The sequence below is a fragment of the Clostridium paridis genome, assembly GCF_016765615.1.
Lineage (GTDB): Bacteria > Bacillota > Clostridia > Clostridiales > Clostridiaceae > Clostridium_T > Clostridium_T paridis.
Window position 1 is genome coordinate 18388 of sequence record NZ_JAESWA010000004.1, and the last position, 14874, is coordinate 33261.

At 29.3% G+C, this 14874-nt stretch carries 14 protein-coding genes; 3 read left to right on the forward strand and 11 right to left on the reverse strand.

Annotated elements, in window-relative coordinates:
• The first annotated feature begins 20 nt into the window (after positions 1 to 20).
• Positions 21 to 1247 carry an aminopeptidase gene (locus tag JK634_RS00635; RefSeq protein ID WP_202765702.1) on the forward strand — a complete coding sequence of 409 codons (1227 nt, stop codon included), beginning with the start codon at positions 21 to 23 and terminating at the stop codon, positions 1245 to 1247.
• A 38-nt stretch (positions 1248 to 1285) separates the two neighbouring features.
• On the opposite strand, the gene JK634_RS00640 is transcribed toward JK634_RS00635, so the two are convergent.
• The 4 genes from JK634_RS00640 to JK634_RS00655 form a co-directional block, all read right to left on the reverse strand.
• Positions 1286 to 2263, reverse strand: a complete 978-nt coding sequence (locus tag JK634_RS00640) for an EFR1 family ferrodoxin (protein WP_202765703.1) — start codon at positions 2261 to 2263, stop codon at positions 1286 to 1288.
• A gap of 10 nt (positions 2264 to 2273) precedes the next feature.
• Complete coding sequence (locus JK634_RS00645; protein WP_202765704.1) at positions 2274 to 3530, reverse strand: 4Fe-4S dicluster domain-containing protein; 1257 nt, start codon at positions 3528 to 3530, stop codon at positions 2274 to 2276.
• 165 nt (positions 3531 to 3695) lie between these two features.
• Positions 3696 to 5069: a DUF4179 domain-containing protein gene (locus JK634_RS00650; RefSeq protein ID WP_202765705.1), complete on the reverse strand. Its 1374-nt coding sequence runs from the start codon at positions 5067 to 5069 to the stop codon at positions 3696 to 3698.
• Positions 5062 to 5610, reverse strand: coding sequence for an RNA polymerase sigma factor (locus JK634_RS00655; RefSeq protein WP_202765789.1), 549 nt, complete (start codon positions 5608 to 5610; stop codon positions 5062 to 5064). The genes JK634_RS00650 and JK634_RS00655 overlap by 8 nt, the downstream gene beginning before the upstream one ends.
• A 228-nt stretch (positions 5611 to 5838) precedes the next feature.
• On the opposite strand from JK634_RS00655, the gene JK634_RS00660 reads away from it, so the two are divergent.
• Positions 5839 to 6864: a threonine aldolase family protein gene (locus JK634_RS00660; protein WP_202765706.1), complete on the forward strand. Its 1026-nt coding sequence runs from the start codon at positions 5839 to 5841 to the stop codon at positions 6862 to 6864.
• Positions 6865 to 6913: 49 nt separating this feature from the next.
• Here JK634_RS00660 and JK634_RS00665 read toward each other — a convergent pair whose 3' ends face one another.
• The 4 genes from JK634_RS00665 to JK634_RS00680 form a co-directional block, all read right to left on the reverse strand.
• Positions 6914 to 7072 carry a DUF1540 domain-containing protein gene (locus JK634_RS00665; RefSeq protein ID WP_202765707.1) on the reverse strand — a complete coding sequence of 53 codons (159 nt, stop codon included), beginning with the start codon at positions 7070 to 7072 and terminating at the stop codon, positions 6914 to 6916.
• Between the two features lie 116 nt (positions 7073 to 7188).
• A complete protein-coding gene (locus JK634_RS00670) occupies positions 7189 to 8364 on the reverse strand; it encodes an extracellular solute-binding protein (protein WP_202765708.1) in 1176 nt (391 codons plus the stop codon).
• Between the two features lie 87 nt (positions 8365 to 8451).
• The gene (locus tag JK634_RS00675; RefSeq protein ID WP_202765709.1) at positions 8452 to 10131 is read right to left on the reverse strand and encodes a methyl-accepting chemotaxis protein; all 1680 of its coding nucleotides are present in this window, start codon (positions 10129 to 10131) and stop codon (positions 8452 to 8454) included.
• Between the two features lie 292 nt (positions 10132 to 10423).
• A complete protein-coding gene (locus JK634_RS00680; protein ID WP_202765710.1) occupies positions 10424 to 11746 on the reverse strand; it encodes an aspartate aminotransferase family protein in 1323 nt (440 codons plus the stop codon).
• A 105-nt stretch (positions 11747 to 11851) separates the two neighbouring features.
• Between JK634_RS00680 and JK634_RS00685 the strand changes: the two genes are divergently transcribed.
• The gene (locus JK634_RS00685) at positions 11852 to 12373 is read left to right on the forward strand and encodes a hypothetical protein (protein ID WP_202765711.1); all 522 of its coding nucleotides are present in this window, start codon (positions 11852 to 11854) and stop codon (positions 12371 to 12373) included.
• 34 nt (positions 12374 to 12407) lie between these two features.
• Here the strand turns inward: JK634_RS00685 and JK634_RS00690 are convergent, their stop codons facing one another.
• The 3 genes from JK634_RS00690 to JK634_RS00700 all read right to left on the reverse strand — a co-directional run bounded on the left by JK634_RS00690 (position 12408) and on the right by JK634_RS00700 (position 14637).
• Positions 12408 to 13538, reverse strand: a complete 1131-nt coding sequence (locus JK634_RS00690) for a DUF1648 domain-containing protein (protein WP_202765712.1) — start codon at positions 13536 to 13538, stop codon at positions 12408 to 12410.
• Positions 13539 to 13558: 20 nt separating this feature from the next.
• The gene (locus JK634_RS00695; protein ID WP_202765713.1) at positions 13559 to 13936 is read right to left on the reverse strand and encodes a GntR family transcriptional regulator; all 378 of its coding nucleotides are present in this window, start codon (positions 13934 to 13936) and stop codon (positions 13559 to 13561) included.
• Positions 13937 to 14064: 128 nt separating this feature from the next.
• On the reverse strand, positions 14065 to 14637 hold the full coding sequence (locus JK634_RS00700; protein ID WP_202765714.1) for a hypothetical protein: 573 nt from the start codon (positions 14635 to 14637) through the stop codon (positions 14065 to 14067).
• Positions 14638 to 14874: the final 237 nt, after the last annotated feature.

The window sequence follows — 14874 nt, forward strand, 5'->3', positions numbered from 1 at the left end:
TACATTTAAGGAGTATAAACATGGAAAATTTATTAAAAAAATATGCTTTGTTAGCTGTAAAGACCGGAGTAAATATTAAGAAAGATCAGTACTTAGTAATCAATTCTCCAATTGAATGTGCTTTCTTTGCAAGACAAATAGCTGAAGAAGCGTATAAGTTAGGTGCAAAGCAAGTAATAATACATTGGAATGATGAAAAATTCGCAAGAATAAACTATACCTATGCCTCAATAGAAACACTAGAGGATATACCAAATTGGATAGTTGATTCGTATCTATCCTATGCAAAAAAGGGGGCTGCATTCCTAAGCATTTCTGCTTCTGACCCTGAAAACTTAAAAGGGATAGATGCAAATAAGATTTCTGCTTCAATGAAAGCAAGACAAATAGCTTTAAGGGAATACTCTGACTTGCTTATGAGCAATAAGTGTCCTTGGAGCATAGTTTCAATCCCAACTACAGCATGGGCTAAAAAAGTTTTTTCAAATGTATCTGAAGAAGAAGCTGTTTCCAAGCTATGGGAACAAATTTTTAAAATTGTCCGCATAGATAAAGATGATCCTGATAAAGCTTGGGACGAACATTTAGCTAATCTAGATGAAAAGATGAATTATCTCAATGAAAAGAATTTTAAGCTACTACACTATACAAATTCTTTAGGAACTGATTTAAAAATTGAACTTCCTAAAGATCATTTATGGTGTGGTGGTGCAGATAAAATGTCTGATGGAAGAAGCTTTGTTGCAAACATGCCTACAGAAGAAGTCTTTACTCTTCCATTAAAGACTGGAATAAATGGTAAAGTCGTTTCCTCAATGCCATTAAACTATAGTGGAAACTTAATTAATAACTTCTCTCTAACCTTTAAGGATGGAAGAATTGTTGATTTTGAAGCTAAGGAAGGCTATGAAACATTAAAGCACTTAATAGAAACAGATGAAGGCTCCCATTACTTAGGGGAGGTTGCTCTAGTACCATATGATTCTCCAATATCAAATTCTGGTGTAATATTCTTCAATACACTATATGATGAAAATGCTTCTTGCCATCTTGCTATAGGTAAGGCATATCCATTCTGTCTAAAAGATTCTGATGGATTATCAAAAGATGACCTAATGATGAAAGGGGCAAATGATTCTTTAGCTCACGTAGATTTTATGGTTGGAACTAAAGACTTAGATATCGTTGGTATAACGAATTCAGGAGAAAAAATTCAAATATTTAAAAACGGAAACTGGGCTTTCTAAAAAAGAAGAGGCATTGCCTCTTCTTTTATTTACAGCTACTATAAACTTATATAAAAATCTTTCGCTACATTTCTTCTATAACTTTTAGTATAACTTATCTGAAGGATTTTTCTAGTTAGGCTGAACCTTTCCATAATATTTATTAACAAATTTGCTAGAATGCTATTTATTCCGAACATGGCGCAGAAAAGAAATATATTTAATATCCATGATAAACCGTATTTTTTATCCATATTAAAAATTATAAAGAGTGGAATTAATTGAAAAAGAGCATATATAGTTAATTTTATAATTGATAATTGAATTGATTTCTTAGGACACATATTAATACATCTTTGACAACTCTCACATTTCCAATTCCATTTTGGTTTACCTTTATATATTTCAATAACTTCTGCTGGACAAATATTTTTACATTTTGAGCAGTTAATGCATGAATCATCTGCAATATATGTTCTCCCTAAAAATTTACGTCCAAGCTTATTAAATATAATAAAGATAATCCATGAGATAGCTAATATCATGATATTTCTATTCTTAAATCCAGTTACATTATTTATAAGCTTTTTTGCAATTTTCCGTGACTCTACTTCAGCTTCTCTAAATATCTCTTTTTGCTTTTCTTTTGTTTTAGGATTGAATATTTGAGTCCAATTATAATTATAAGTAACCATATCAGTTAATATTACTTCGAAACCTTTTTTAGCTAAAACTCTTTTTATATGGAATAAAGATTGTCCTTCGAATCCCGCCGATGTACACACAATTGCTGCATTACTATTACTAGGTGTTCTTACTTTTGAAATGTATTTAAGCATTATTTCAGGAGTTCCGAATCCATATATAGGATAACAAAATATATGCAATTTATAATTATCTAATTTCCTATCATTTTCTTTTTCAATATTAATTATATGAACTTCATATCCGTTTCTACCTAACTCATCAGCTAATAACATAATCATATTATGCGTGTTACCAGTTCCTGAAAAATAATGAATAGCACATTTATCCATAACTATTCTCCTATTTTTGATTGCTTAATAATTTATCTAAATATACTGATTTTAATTGTTTACTCGCCATAGCTCTATTAATTGGTGGAAGCTTTAAGATAGAAGAAAAAACTGCTGCCATCGCTCTATGACTTGCTAATGCTTTATTATCAAAAAGAAGCTCTTGAAGCTGACCTTTTTCAATAGCTTGTAATACTATTCTATGAGTTGTATTTACTGGTGTTATTATCTTTTTTTCTCTACTTTTTAAACTAATACTCTTTTTAGGACAGTTCCTTACACAAACTCCGCAGCCAAGGCATATATTCTCATCCACTTTTGCCTTCTTAGATATAGAATCTACCTTTATAGCTTCAATAGGGCAAACCTTTGAACACTTTCCACAACCTACACAGCTTTCGTCATCAACTTTAGGCAAAAAGGCTGTTGTTTGAATTGGATTTGCATAACCAAACTTTTTAACAGCTAACATCCCCTCACAGCAGCAACCACAGCAATTACACATAAATAAGGAGCCCTCTCTCACGTTTTCACCACACTGAACTAAATTATGCTCGTACGCCATATTTAATATGTCCAGTCCTTCTGCAGCATCTATAGCTCTTCCATAGCCGTTTTTACTCAATGAATAAGCTGGATTGCCAAGGGTGATACAAGTTTCCATGGGAGCATCACACTCTTTTCCTAAGTGCTGCATTTTATGTCTGCAAAAACACATACTTACAGTAATGAATCTTGCATTTTTTATCACATTACTAGCTCTATCATAATCCATTATTTCAAGTTCATTTTCTCTGGAAAGAACTCCTTCTTGCACAAATGCTTTTCCAAACTTTGTTTCTGTTCCAAGAAATAAATCTTTAATAAAATCCTCTTCCACATTTAAATACTGATAGTAAAGTTCTGATAATGTCTTCTGATCAATATCACCTCTAGTTCTCATAAGCGAGAATTCAAAAAAACCTAACATTGGAGGAGGAAGACAATACTCTTTTTTCCCATCATAATCAATATCTAAAATAATAGCTTTTGAAGCTAATTTTTGAAGAATATTTTCAGTCTGAACTTCATTCATTTTCCAAATATAACTTGCTGTTTTAACTGTAAAAGGTTTAATAGGTAGCATTGCAACTAATTCTGCTTCTTTTTCTGTAAAAAGCATACTAAGTATTTTATATAACGTTTGAGATGGTGGTGCCCCCTGAGGGAATCTATTAAGCCTTTCCTCTAGCCTTTTATAGGCATTTTTATTCGAAATATGAGACATTAACTTACACCCTTTCTATTCAACTTTCTGCCTAATTACTTCTAAAATTTTGTAGTTCTTTATAAATATTACTATAAATTACCTGATTAGTGTTGTCTATAGACTTGAGTAATAAACGTAAAAATAGTAGCATTCTATTTTTATAATGCTACTATTTTTTATCTTCTATCTTAAATTTATCTTTATTGCTTGATCTTTAAAAACATTTAAATCTGTATCCTTAGCTCTATAAAGCTTAACATAATCTGAATAGTCATTATTATCATCTTTGTTTAAATAAAAAGTTGAAGTATATATACCTGTGCTTCTATCTAGATGTTCTTCATTATACCCCGAAGGTTTCTCTAATTCCTTATCATTTTTATCAAAGAACTTAAAGAAATTATATGGTGTTACTACCCCATTTTTGCGATAACTGATTTTAATTTGTGTTTTATAAAATTTAACATTTTCTATAGTCAAACTACCATGTTCACTTAATTTTATTGTCTCAGGTAACTTGCTTATATTTAAATGTTCACTTTGAGTGTCTTTTGAATTGAACTTAAAATGAATAGGTACAATATTAAAATATTCACTATTCTTATTAATACCCAAAAACTCAAAAGTAATAATAGTCTTTCCATTCGAGGTTTCATTTATATTACGATTAAATATTGTAGAATAATTTCCTTTATCATCAGTTATTGCAAAATAATATAATAAATAATCTTTAATATTTGAGTCACTTGTTATTACTATTTGATTTCCTAAAGGAGATATAATTACCTTGTCTATTGTTATTTCTCTATTTATATTATCTCCTAAATTAATACTAGTCTTAATATTTGGTTTAATTATTTTACTATCTATAGCCACTTTACTTTTATCTACATCTGTCTCTATCTTCCAGGTCCCTTTTGTACCTAATATACTCTCAGCTAATATCTCAAGCTTAAATTTATCCTTTAAGTTCACGGAAGATATATTTACTTTTTCCATTCCTTTAAGAACTCTATCAGATTCAAAATATGCTTCACAATCATCATTTGCACCAAACTCTAAAGCTCTACCATCTACTTTATATTTTATATTTGCTTGATTGAAAAATGCTGACAACTCATCTGTAGAATCTTTTTTTTCAATCTCCTTATCACTTTCCACTGTATAAAAAACATATATAAAATTATCATCTACAGCTATATTATCAACAGTAAACTTAATTCCTTTATCTTTAACTGCTATTCCTATAGGATTGTTCAATGCTTCAAACCTTACTTCATCTCCAGAAAACTTCGAATCATTATTTCCCTTGAAATATCCTATAACATTATTAACTGCAGCTTTTACGCTAGGTGAATTAAACGAAATACCTATTATGAAAATTAATAAAACACACGCTACTGCTATAAACTTTTGTGTATTTACTTTTCTCTTCATTTTCACAGAACCATCAGGTAAATTTTGCATTAATGTACATATCTTATTATCGAAATTTTTAGGAACTGCCCACTTTTCATTGTTTATATTCTTCTTAATTATCTCGTCAAAATCACTCATTTAAATCACTCCAATCAGAATCTTCCAATATAATTTTCAACTTCTTTTTTGATCTACTAAGCCGTGATTTTACCGTACCTTCAGAAACATTCAGAATTTTACTTATTTCACTTATACTCATATCTTCATAGTAAAATAGTGTCAATATTATTTGGGAATCCTTGTCCAACTTATTTATATAATTTATCATATAACCTTCATACGCATCTTCATAGGATAGGTTATATTTCTCCATATTCTCTTGTAGTTCTACTCTCTTACTCTTATTGTAAGTTCTATAGCATTCATTTATAAGGATTCTCATAATCCAAGCTTTAAAATTCTTTTTATCTTGTAGTTTGCTTAAGTTTTTAAATGCCTTAAATATCGTTTCACTTACTACATCTTCTACATCCTGCTCATGTTTTAGTATTCCTTTTGCTACTCTATATAAAGAAATTTTTTGCTCAAAAACTAATTCAACGAATACCTCTCTAGTTATCTCTTTAACTCGTTCTCTTTTAAAATTCGTATTATATATGTTAATAATACCTTCTGTCATTCCCACATCTCTTCACCTCCTACACTATTTAGATAAATAAGCACACTAAAAGGTTCCATGTTCCATTAAATATATTATTTAGCATACAAAAAATCATTATATTTGTAAAATTAGTACTCTTCATTATGTTTAACTGAAAATTACTTGAATTTACTAAAAAATAGTCTAAAATGTTATTTATAGTTATAATAAGAAATTTTCTTAATCACATAATAAGGGGGCAAATAAATGTATAGTTTTAAAAATGATTATAGCGAAGGAGCTCATCCAAGAATATTAAATACTCTTTTAGAATCTAATCTTGAACAAACAGAGGGTTATGGTGAGGATAAATATTCGCTAAAAGCCATAGAGATATTGAAAAGTAAGATTCAAAATGATAATATAGATATCCACTTTTTTGTAGGTGGTACTCAAACTAACTTAACTGCTATTTCCGCATTTCTAAGACCTCATGAAGCAGCAATAGCAGCAAATACTGGCCACATCCTTGTTCATGAAACTGGTGCAATTGAAGCTACTGGTCATAAGGCAATTTCTGTAACTGTACCAGATGGGAAGCTAAGGCCTTGCGACGTTCAATTAGCCTTAGATGAACATACGGACGAACATATGGTAAAACCTAAACTTGTTTATATATCAAATTCAACAGAAATAGGTACCATATATTCTAAAACAGAACTTGAAGACTTAAGTAATTTTTGTAAAGAGAAGAAACTAATTTTATTTTTAGATGGCGCTAGACTTGGCTCAGCTTTATGTTCAACAGATAATGATTTAAGTTTATCTGATTTAGCTAGATTAACAGATGCTTTTTACATTGGCGGCACAAAAAATGGAGCACTTTTAGGAGAAGCATTAGTTATATGTAATGACTCTTTAAAGGAGGATTTTAGATTTCATATTAAACAAAAAGGGGCTATGCTTGCTAAAGGCAAAGTCTTAGGAATACAATTCCTTGAGTTATTTAAAGATGATTTATACTTTGAATTAGCAAGCCATGCTAATAAAATGGCTGATTTATTAAAAGAAGGAATAGATTCTATGGGCTATAAGTATCTGATTGCTTCACCATCGAATCAAATATTCCCTATATTCCCTAACTCAGTTATTGAAAAGCTTAAAGGAAACTACTCTTTCATAGTATGGTCAAAAGTAGATGACAACTTTTCTTCTATTAGACTTGTAACTTCTTGGGCTACTAATGAACAGGCCGTTAAGGACTTTATACATGATTTAAAAACTTTATCATAACAAATAGTAAGTGCAGCCTAATCCTATTAAGCTGCACTTTTTCTATATATTATTTTACTTTAAAACTTCCGCAATCTGTTTGTTGAATATTATTTGCTTTATTATTGTGTTTTACAATTTGAATCTTGTCTAATGAACAAAATTGTTCCTCTTCACTGTGAAATTTGCATTCAGTAACTATACAGCCTATGCTTCTATTTTGATTCATGACAATTTCCTCCTCAAAGTTTATTTTCATATATAGTTTAAACCATAAAGTAAAATTTATTCTATCTTAAAAGAACACTTCATTTACCGTACATGGTAAATAAAGTGTTCTTAATTTTATCTTTTTACTTTTGTTCCAAATAACTTATCCCACATTGCAAGTGCTTCATTAAAATTAGTAGTATCTAATTGAGTCGTACTTGGCAGAGTTTTTATGGAATCTTCATATGACTCTCTAATAGCTGGCTTTATTTTATCTTGACTTGCCTGAGGCGCCATAGAAAGTGGAACATCTTTTATAGAAGGACCTGGATAAAAATATCCACTATCATATGTTATAGCTTGCATCTTTGGCGTCATTAACCATTGCATAAGCTTTAATGTAACTTCCTTTTGTTCATCACTTAATCCTTTTGGAAGAACCATATATTGAGTATCTCCAACTAAGGTCGTATTATTTAACATAAATCCTTGATAACTTTTCGGAATTCCATCAGTAATTCTTTGATTCATATCCCATCCGAGCTGACTTGATACAATCGATCTTTTTCCATTTTTTAATTCTGCAAAAGTAGTTCCAGTTTTAGATGGATAATAATCTATGTAATTATTTAGCTCACTTAAAAATGCCCAAGTTTTATCCCAAGTCTTTGGATCCTTAGGATTTGAGTCTCCTAAGATATATGGTAAGCCTTGTAGAAAATTTCTTCCTGGCCCTGAACTAGCAGGTCTTGCATACGTAAATTTTCCTGGATTTGCTTTTGCATACGCGATTAACTCTTCTGGAGTTTTTGGCACATTGGACACAGCATCTGGATTATAAGTGAACATAGGTCCACTAGGAGAATAAACATATGGTATTCCATATCCTTTTACTAAGTCATATGCAGCTTTTGCTCCACTTTGATAATTGCTTTCTAAATTAGGAAAATTGTTATTATATTTTGGCATAAGCTGTTCTATAACATCTCTATCAATACATGATGCAAGTCCATCAATACCTGTAAAAATTAAATCTGTCTGCATATCTTCAGCTAACAGCTGTGCCTTTAATAAAGATGGTGCCTCTAATGCTGTTGATTTTTTTACAACAACGTCTCCTATCAAGCCTGGGTTCGCTGCTTTAAATTGATCGATAGCATCACCAACTAACTGCATACTTCCAGATATATCAATTATATTTAAAGTAATTGGTTTTTTAGTTTTTGTAGTATTTTTAACACCACAACCAGTAAAAAGTGTAACCACAAATGCTATTACAATCACAATATTTAAAATTTTAAATTTTTTCATAATCATCCTCCGTTTTAATCATAGTTTTTACTACTAAAATCATTCAAACAATTAAATACCTTAATTAAATTGCAAACTTTGTAAATATTACAATTTAAATCTACTTACTTCATTCATCATAGAGTTTGTTAACTCTGATAAAGTCTGAGCTGAAGATGCCACTTCACTAAAGGATGCATGTATTTGCTCTACAGAAGCTGCTATTTCCTCTGCTGAAGCTGCATTTTCTTCTGATATTCCTGAAACATTTAATGTCTTTGAGATAATATTATCTTTTTCAATATTAATACTATCAATAGAACTTTTAATGTTTTCAACTCTAGGCAATATGGTATTAATTGCTTTAAAAATTAAAGCAAAGGATTTTATTGATTCTTCTATAAGTGCTGATTGTTTTACTAAGTTGTCTTTACCTAAATCAGTAGATTTAACTGCTACCTGTGCTTCACTATTAATGCTAGAAATTAACCCACTTATGCTTTTTGCTGATTCTTTAGATTGTTCCGCTAATTTTCTTATTTCTTCAGCAACTACTGAGAATCCTTTTCCGACCTCTCCTGCACGCGCAGATTCAATTGCAGCATTTAATGCTAATAAATCAGTTTGTTCCGCAATAGAATTAATCATGTTTGTAATTTCACTTACTTGTCCAATTCGGTCATCTAGCTCTACTACTTTATTTCTTACTGTATCAAAGGAAGCATTTACTGTACCAATCGAATCAGATAGAAATTTTAACTTTGAATTACTTTCTTCAGACATTGTACTTATATTAAGGATATTAGTATTAACTTCATTAATTGATGAAATCATTTCATTTAATGAGTCTGCGAAATTATCTAAAGAATCTTTAACTTTCATTAAATCACTAGATTGGTCATTAGCAGCCGTAGCTACCTCTTGAACCGCTGCATTTATTTCTTCTGCTGAAGATGCCATTTCATCAGATGCCTCTAGCAAATTACCAGCTTGTATATTTACAACATTAGTTGAGTTCTTTACAGTTTCAAGCATTTGTGAAGTATTTAAAATTGTCTTACTAAGTGATGCCTTCATCATGCCAAATTCATTCTTCATATCAGAATCAATTTTTATACTAAAATCACCTTGTGCAACCTTATTTAATTCCTGTATTATTTCCTTCATAGACTTTCTAATTACCTTAATTATTTGATAAGAAACACCCATCATCAAAATGAAGCCAATTACAAAAGTTGCAAAGAAAATCACAGTACTTCTTGCATATAAATTAGAATTATCAGTATTTAAGGTGTTTGCCATATTTGAACTATATTTAACTAAGTTATCAAGGAAAAGCTGTATCTCATTTCCTAATTGATTGAACTTCTCTAAGTCAATTCCATAAAGCTTATTCCCTTTTTCAAGCTCTTTTACCTGAGCATAATATTGAGTATAATCTTTTTTAAATTCTTCTAAATTGTTTTTCTCTATGGTACTTAAGGAAAACTTTTCATATTCCACAACCATTTTATTCATGGCATCATAATCAGTATCAACTGCAGCAACATCATCATTATTAAAATCTGCAATAGATATTCTATTAACATTTAGCCTTATTTTAGCGAATGTTTGTCTAATTTCTTCTGTCTTTACTATCCTCACTAATGCCCCCTCATACATTTGTGTGGAATTCTTGTTAATCGTTTTCATATTACTGTATCCAACTATTGCTATAGATAGTGATACAATTGTAGATAAAATAACCATTAAGATAATACTGTTAATTACTTTAATATTTTTCAGCATATATTTTTCCTCCCTTATACAGTAATACTCATATTCTCGATATTTTTTCTACAAACTTGACAAGAGTATACAATGTAATTTATGGAAAAACGTTTAGTTTATATATTTTAAACTAAACGTTCCAAAACATTATATCTTCAAATATTATCTCAAGTACAATTTTTACTTTTTGAATTTTGAGCTCTCCACCTTTCCATTTAATTACAATTAAAACAACTCGAATCCCCATTATATTGTTAATATATTAACGACATAATAATATCATATAGTATTAAGAAAAGATCTATCTTAATTACTCCAAAATCGCATGAATTGTACTAAATAACTTATCATCACTTAATGTTTCTCTCAAGGCATTTATGAAATAATCTATTTCATCTTTAGTAATTGTTAAAGGTGGCTCCACTTTTAGGACAGCTGGATTATTGCTTGCAATAGAAATTAATATAGCGTGCTCCTTAAATAATCTTCCAATTATTTTTCCCACAAAAAATTCCATAGTTGTTTTACTTTTAAGCTTCTTTAAAAACTCAAATTCAACCCCTATTAATAAACCTTGCCCTCTTACTGCTGATATTTGATGATATTCCATCATAAGTTCTCTTAATTTTAAGACAGTATAAGTACCTATTTCTTTTGCATTCTCACTTAACTTATCATCTCTTATAATCTCCAATGTTTTGAGGGCACTTATACACGCCATACTATTTCCTCCAAAAGTGGTTTCTAGAAGAGTTGAATTTTTTGCACTACCATAAACCGAATCCCATATCTTCTTTTTCATAGCAATGCATCCAATTGGTATGTATCCTCCACTTAATGATTTTGCAAGCAATAGTACATCTGGTACTACTCCCACTTGTTCATACATAAACATACTTCCACATCTTCCTATTCCTGTTTGAATTTCATCAAAGATTAACAATATATCTTCCTTGTTGCAAAGCTCTCTTAGTTCTTCTAAAAATCCTTCTGGTGGCAATATGATTCCTGCTTCAGCTTGTATTGGCTCTATTAATATTGATGTTACATCATATGAATCTACTAAACTCTTAACTTTCTTAATATCTCCAAATGGAGCTTCTAAAAAAGTTCCCTTTACATAATTATAATTTTTCTTTAGTTTATTTCCCATGGCTGCTATCGAACCTAAAGTTTTACCATGGTAGGCATTCTTGAAATAAATTATCTTACCTTTCTTATTTTTCATCATTGATAATTTTATAGCTTCTTCAACAGCTTCTGTTCCTGAGTTTGTGAAATGACAATTTCCTAATTCTCCTTTAGTAAGATAATTGATATTATTTGCTAGAATTCCATCGTAGATATTTACACTTTGTTCAATAAAATTCGGAGTATTAGAATGTTCAATTATAGTATTTAGAATTCTTTCATCATTATGTCCTATATTTAATGATCCGAAGCCTGCTATGAAGTCCAAATATCCCTTACCATTTTCATCATAAACTAGAGCTCCTTTTGCTTTATGAAATATCTTATCTATACCTATCGATTTCATAACTTTATAAAGCCCTTTATTATAATGTTCTTTAAATATTTCTTTTAGTTCCTCCTCTGAAATTTTATTTACTTCATTTAAATTAATATAGCTCATAAAATCCACCACCATTTTTATTGATATAAATATATCCTTATAGTGTGTCAAATATTAAAAATTATGAGTAATATAGACTAGATTGACTTTTACGAGGTTAAAAAATTGGAAAAGCTAATTAATGATTTAGAAAACATGTCAAGAAAAGATATAAAAGATAATTTTGAGTTTTTAGGCGAGGGTATTGCACGTAAAGTCTTTGCCATTGATGAAGATACCGTCCTTAAAGTATCTAAAGGAGAAGATGGATTTTACCAAAATGCTGTTGAGTACTATGTATTCTCAAAAGCATCGTCTTTAACTAAAACCATATTATGCCCTATTTTATATTACTCTCCTAGATATCTTATAATGAAAAGAGCTATTCCTCTTACAAAATTTCGTCGTCAAAATTCAATAGATGTTCCCAAGTTAGACGGACTTAATTGGATAAACACTCCCCTATACGAATTGAAAACCAAGTTTTTTCTCTTTGAAGAAGATCTATACCATACTGATTCATGGGGCATTATTGGTAATAAAATGGTATTAATTGATTACGGTTGTACCTCTTCATTTGGTGATTATTTTTATACTTTAATTTTTAAATTAAAAAAATTTGATGTTTATCCAATAGAAGAAGTCTAGTACAGAGAGTTACTAGACTTCTTTTATTAAAATCCTATGAAAAAAACTTAGGAAATACAAAAACAGATATTATAAATATTAAAAGAATAATTGAAATAATTATAGCTATTTTATTTCCAAAATTTAAAGTCCAGCCTACTCCAAATCTTTTCTCTACAAATATAGAAGGATCATTAGGATTATAATAAATTGATCCTAACTTCCAGTAAGCATCATCATCTATATTAGTAACATCATCCTCCGACTTTTCCTCTGTAGTATCCTTTAAATTGCTACCACCTTGACCATATTTAATATCTAAGGCAATTGGGGCTATTATTATAACTAAAAATAGTATGATAAGAATTGGTGTTAATTGTTTAAAGTTCACTGAAATTATATTTAATGAATTAAAATTTAGTAAAGTAATTAAAGTGGTAACTATTATTGCTAAACTATATATAAATAAAGAATTAATCTTTTTAAATTTATATAATTTCTGTGATGATGAAACTGGTTTAGCTGTATCTATTCTATTTTTACTAATTGCTATTGAATAGTTAGTAAAAATAAGCAAAACCACAACCCCCATCATTACTAAACCATTTGTTACAACAGCTCCTACAGACTTCTCAACAAAATTGTTTGCTGTTCCGTCTATCCCCCAATGAATTGCAATTTTAGCTGGCAATTCATCAAATTTCATAAGTGGTATGATTAAGTTCAAAAGTGCTACACCTAGAGGAATCAAAAACCAGTAAAATGGTAAAACTGCATCACTTCTTAATTTTTTTGACATTGTAGTATTTACATAAACCACTTGCTTCTTATTTTCCATTAAGTTATTTTCACCCTTATATTTTTTAACTTTATGATTTGCTCTTAAAAATATTAAGAAATATCCAATTATAAAAAGAAAGATAGTGATTATAAAAATACGTGGAATCATATTAATAGTATTTAATAGACAAAAGTATGCCGCTAATACTATTATAGTGAAGACAGTTAACTCTATAGTATATTGTTTAGTTATCCTTTCTATTTCTTTATCTTTAGCTCTATCTAATGGAATAAACACACCAAATATTAAATCTTTTCTTGTTAATTTTGGGGTAAGGATGAAGGTAATATATAATACACCAAAAATAATAATATTTATTATATTTGCAGTTAATAACTCACTCATAACAATTATCTCCTTAAATCTTATTTTTCATATTTTTCATATAACTTTTTGCATGTCCCAATAAATTCTTCCTTAGATATTCCAAAACAATAGGCTTCCGCAATAATATTGCTTAGTTCATCATTTAATATGCTAAGAGATCTATCATTTTTTCTTATTGGAATTGGATTTATGATAGCACCTTTTCGCCTGTCTATTGTAACAAAGCCCTCATCTTTTAATAAATTATATCCTTTGTTTACTGTATGAAGATTTATTCCAATATCCTCCGCCATCTGCCTTACTGATGGAAGACTTTCCTCTGGCTGAAGTTCACCACATGCAATACCACTAATAATTTGGTTTTTAAGTTGAAGATAAATAGGTGTTTCACTTTGAAAATCAATTCTAAGCAACATTCTAACCCTCCTTTTAATATCCTATTAGTTATATTAGTTATATTTGTTATATATAATATATAACAAATATAACTACTTGTAAAGAAAAAAGATCAAATAAATTATATTTTATTTGATCTTGAAACCCTCTATATTTTAATATTAATTTTTTCAGATAATAGTGGTGCTCCTACCCTATTTACAGATGGATATCTGTCTACATATTTTAAACCAAGTTCAAAAACTCTCCCCCAATAATCTTCTGGAATAGACTTTTTCTTTTTATCAATAGCCTCCGTATCATCTGATAAGAATTCTGCAATATTAGGAGTAAATCCTACCCATAATCCCATTGGATTTTCACCAGGAATTATGTCTTCATCATACTTATTTCCAGTTTTGTATGTGTTTAATGTTAACAATCTTGAACTTATCGTTAGTTTATATTCCTTAATTAAACTTTTAGGATAGGACAGTATTGTCACACAATCTAAATCCTCTGAATATGCTGCTATTAATAAAGGATTCAATGATACAACAATTGCAGGTTCAGGAAATCCACTTTGAAGTAACTTTTTAAATTTTTTTATTTTAAAATAATTTATAATACTATAGGGATGCATCTTACCTTTAAATAAATCTGCTCTTAAATATCTTAGTTTATCATTGGAAACAGTAATATCTTTATTGATATTACAATGATAATATTTTTTCATATCCAAGAAACTATCCTCCAATATTATTTTCTCTATAATATGTTTATTTATATACTTTTAAAAATATCATAATATTTACAATATTATTTCATTTTTATTCATACGCAAAAATATGTGGATTATTTTCTAAGAATATAATATACTAAAGGAGAATGATTTCTTAAGAACTTTAATTAATCCCTTAGGGAACATCAGTTTACTTACTAAGCAGTACTATTGCAGCACACAGTAGTACACAATGCT

Excerpts from the sequence above, each read along its gene's own strand:
- JK634_RS00635 (WP_202765702.1), top strand. The coding sequence starts at position 21 with ATGGAAAATTTATTAAAAAAATATGCTTTGTTAGCTGTAAAGACCGGA.
- JK634_RS00640 (WP_202765703.1), bottom strand. The coding sequence starts at position 2,263 with ATGGATAAATGTGCTATTCATTATTTTTCAGGAACTGGTAACACGCAT.
- JK634_RS00645 (WP_202765704.1), bottom strand. The coding sequence starts at position 3,530 with ATGTCTCATATTTCGAATAAAAATGCCTATAAAAGGCTAGAGGAAAGG.
- JK634_RS00650 (WP_202765705.1), bottom strand. The coding sequence starts at position 5,069 with ATGAGTGATTTTGACGAGATAATTAAGAAGAATATAAACAATGAAAAG.
- JK634_RS00655 (WP_202765789.1), bottom strand. The coding sequence starts at position 5,610 with ATGACAGAAGGTATTATTAACATATATAATACGAATTTTAAAAGAGAA.
- JK634_RS00660 (WP_202765706.1), top strand. The coding sequence starts at position 5,839 with ATGTATAGTTTTAAAAATGATTATAGCGAAGGAGCTCATCCAAGAATA.
- JK634_RS00665 (WP_202765707.1), bottom strand. The coding sequence starts at position 7,072 with ATGAATCAAAATAGAAGCATAGGCTGTATAGTTACTGAATGCAAATTT.
- JK634_RS00670 (WP_202765708.1), bottom strand. The coding sequence starts at position 8,364 with ATGAAAAAATTTAAAATTTTAAATATTGTGATTGTAATAGCATTTGTG.
- JK634_RS00675 (WP_202765709.1), bottom strand. The coding sequence starts at position 10,131 with ATGCTGAAAAATATTAAAGTAATTAACAGTATTATCTTAATGGTTATT.
- JK634_RS00680 (WP_202765710.1), bottom strand. The coding sequence starts at position 11,746 with ATGAGCTATATTAATTTAAATGAAGTAAATAAAATTTCAGAGGAGGAA.
- JK634_RS00690 (WP_202765712.1), bottom strand. The coding sequence starts at position 13,538 with ATGAGTGAGTTATTAACTGCAAATATAATAAATATTATTATTTTTGGT.
- JK634_RS00695 (WP_202765713.1), bottom strand. The coding sequence starts at position 13,936 with ATGTTGCTTAGAATTGATTTTCAAAGTGAAACACCTATTTATCTTCAA.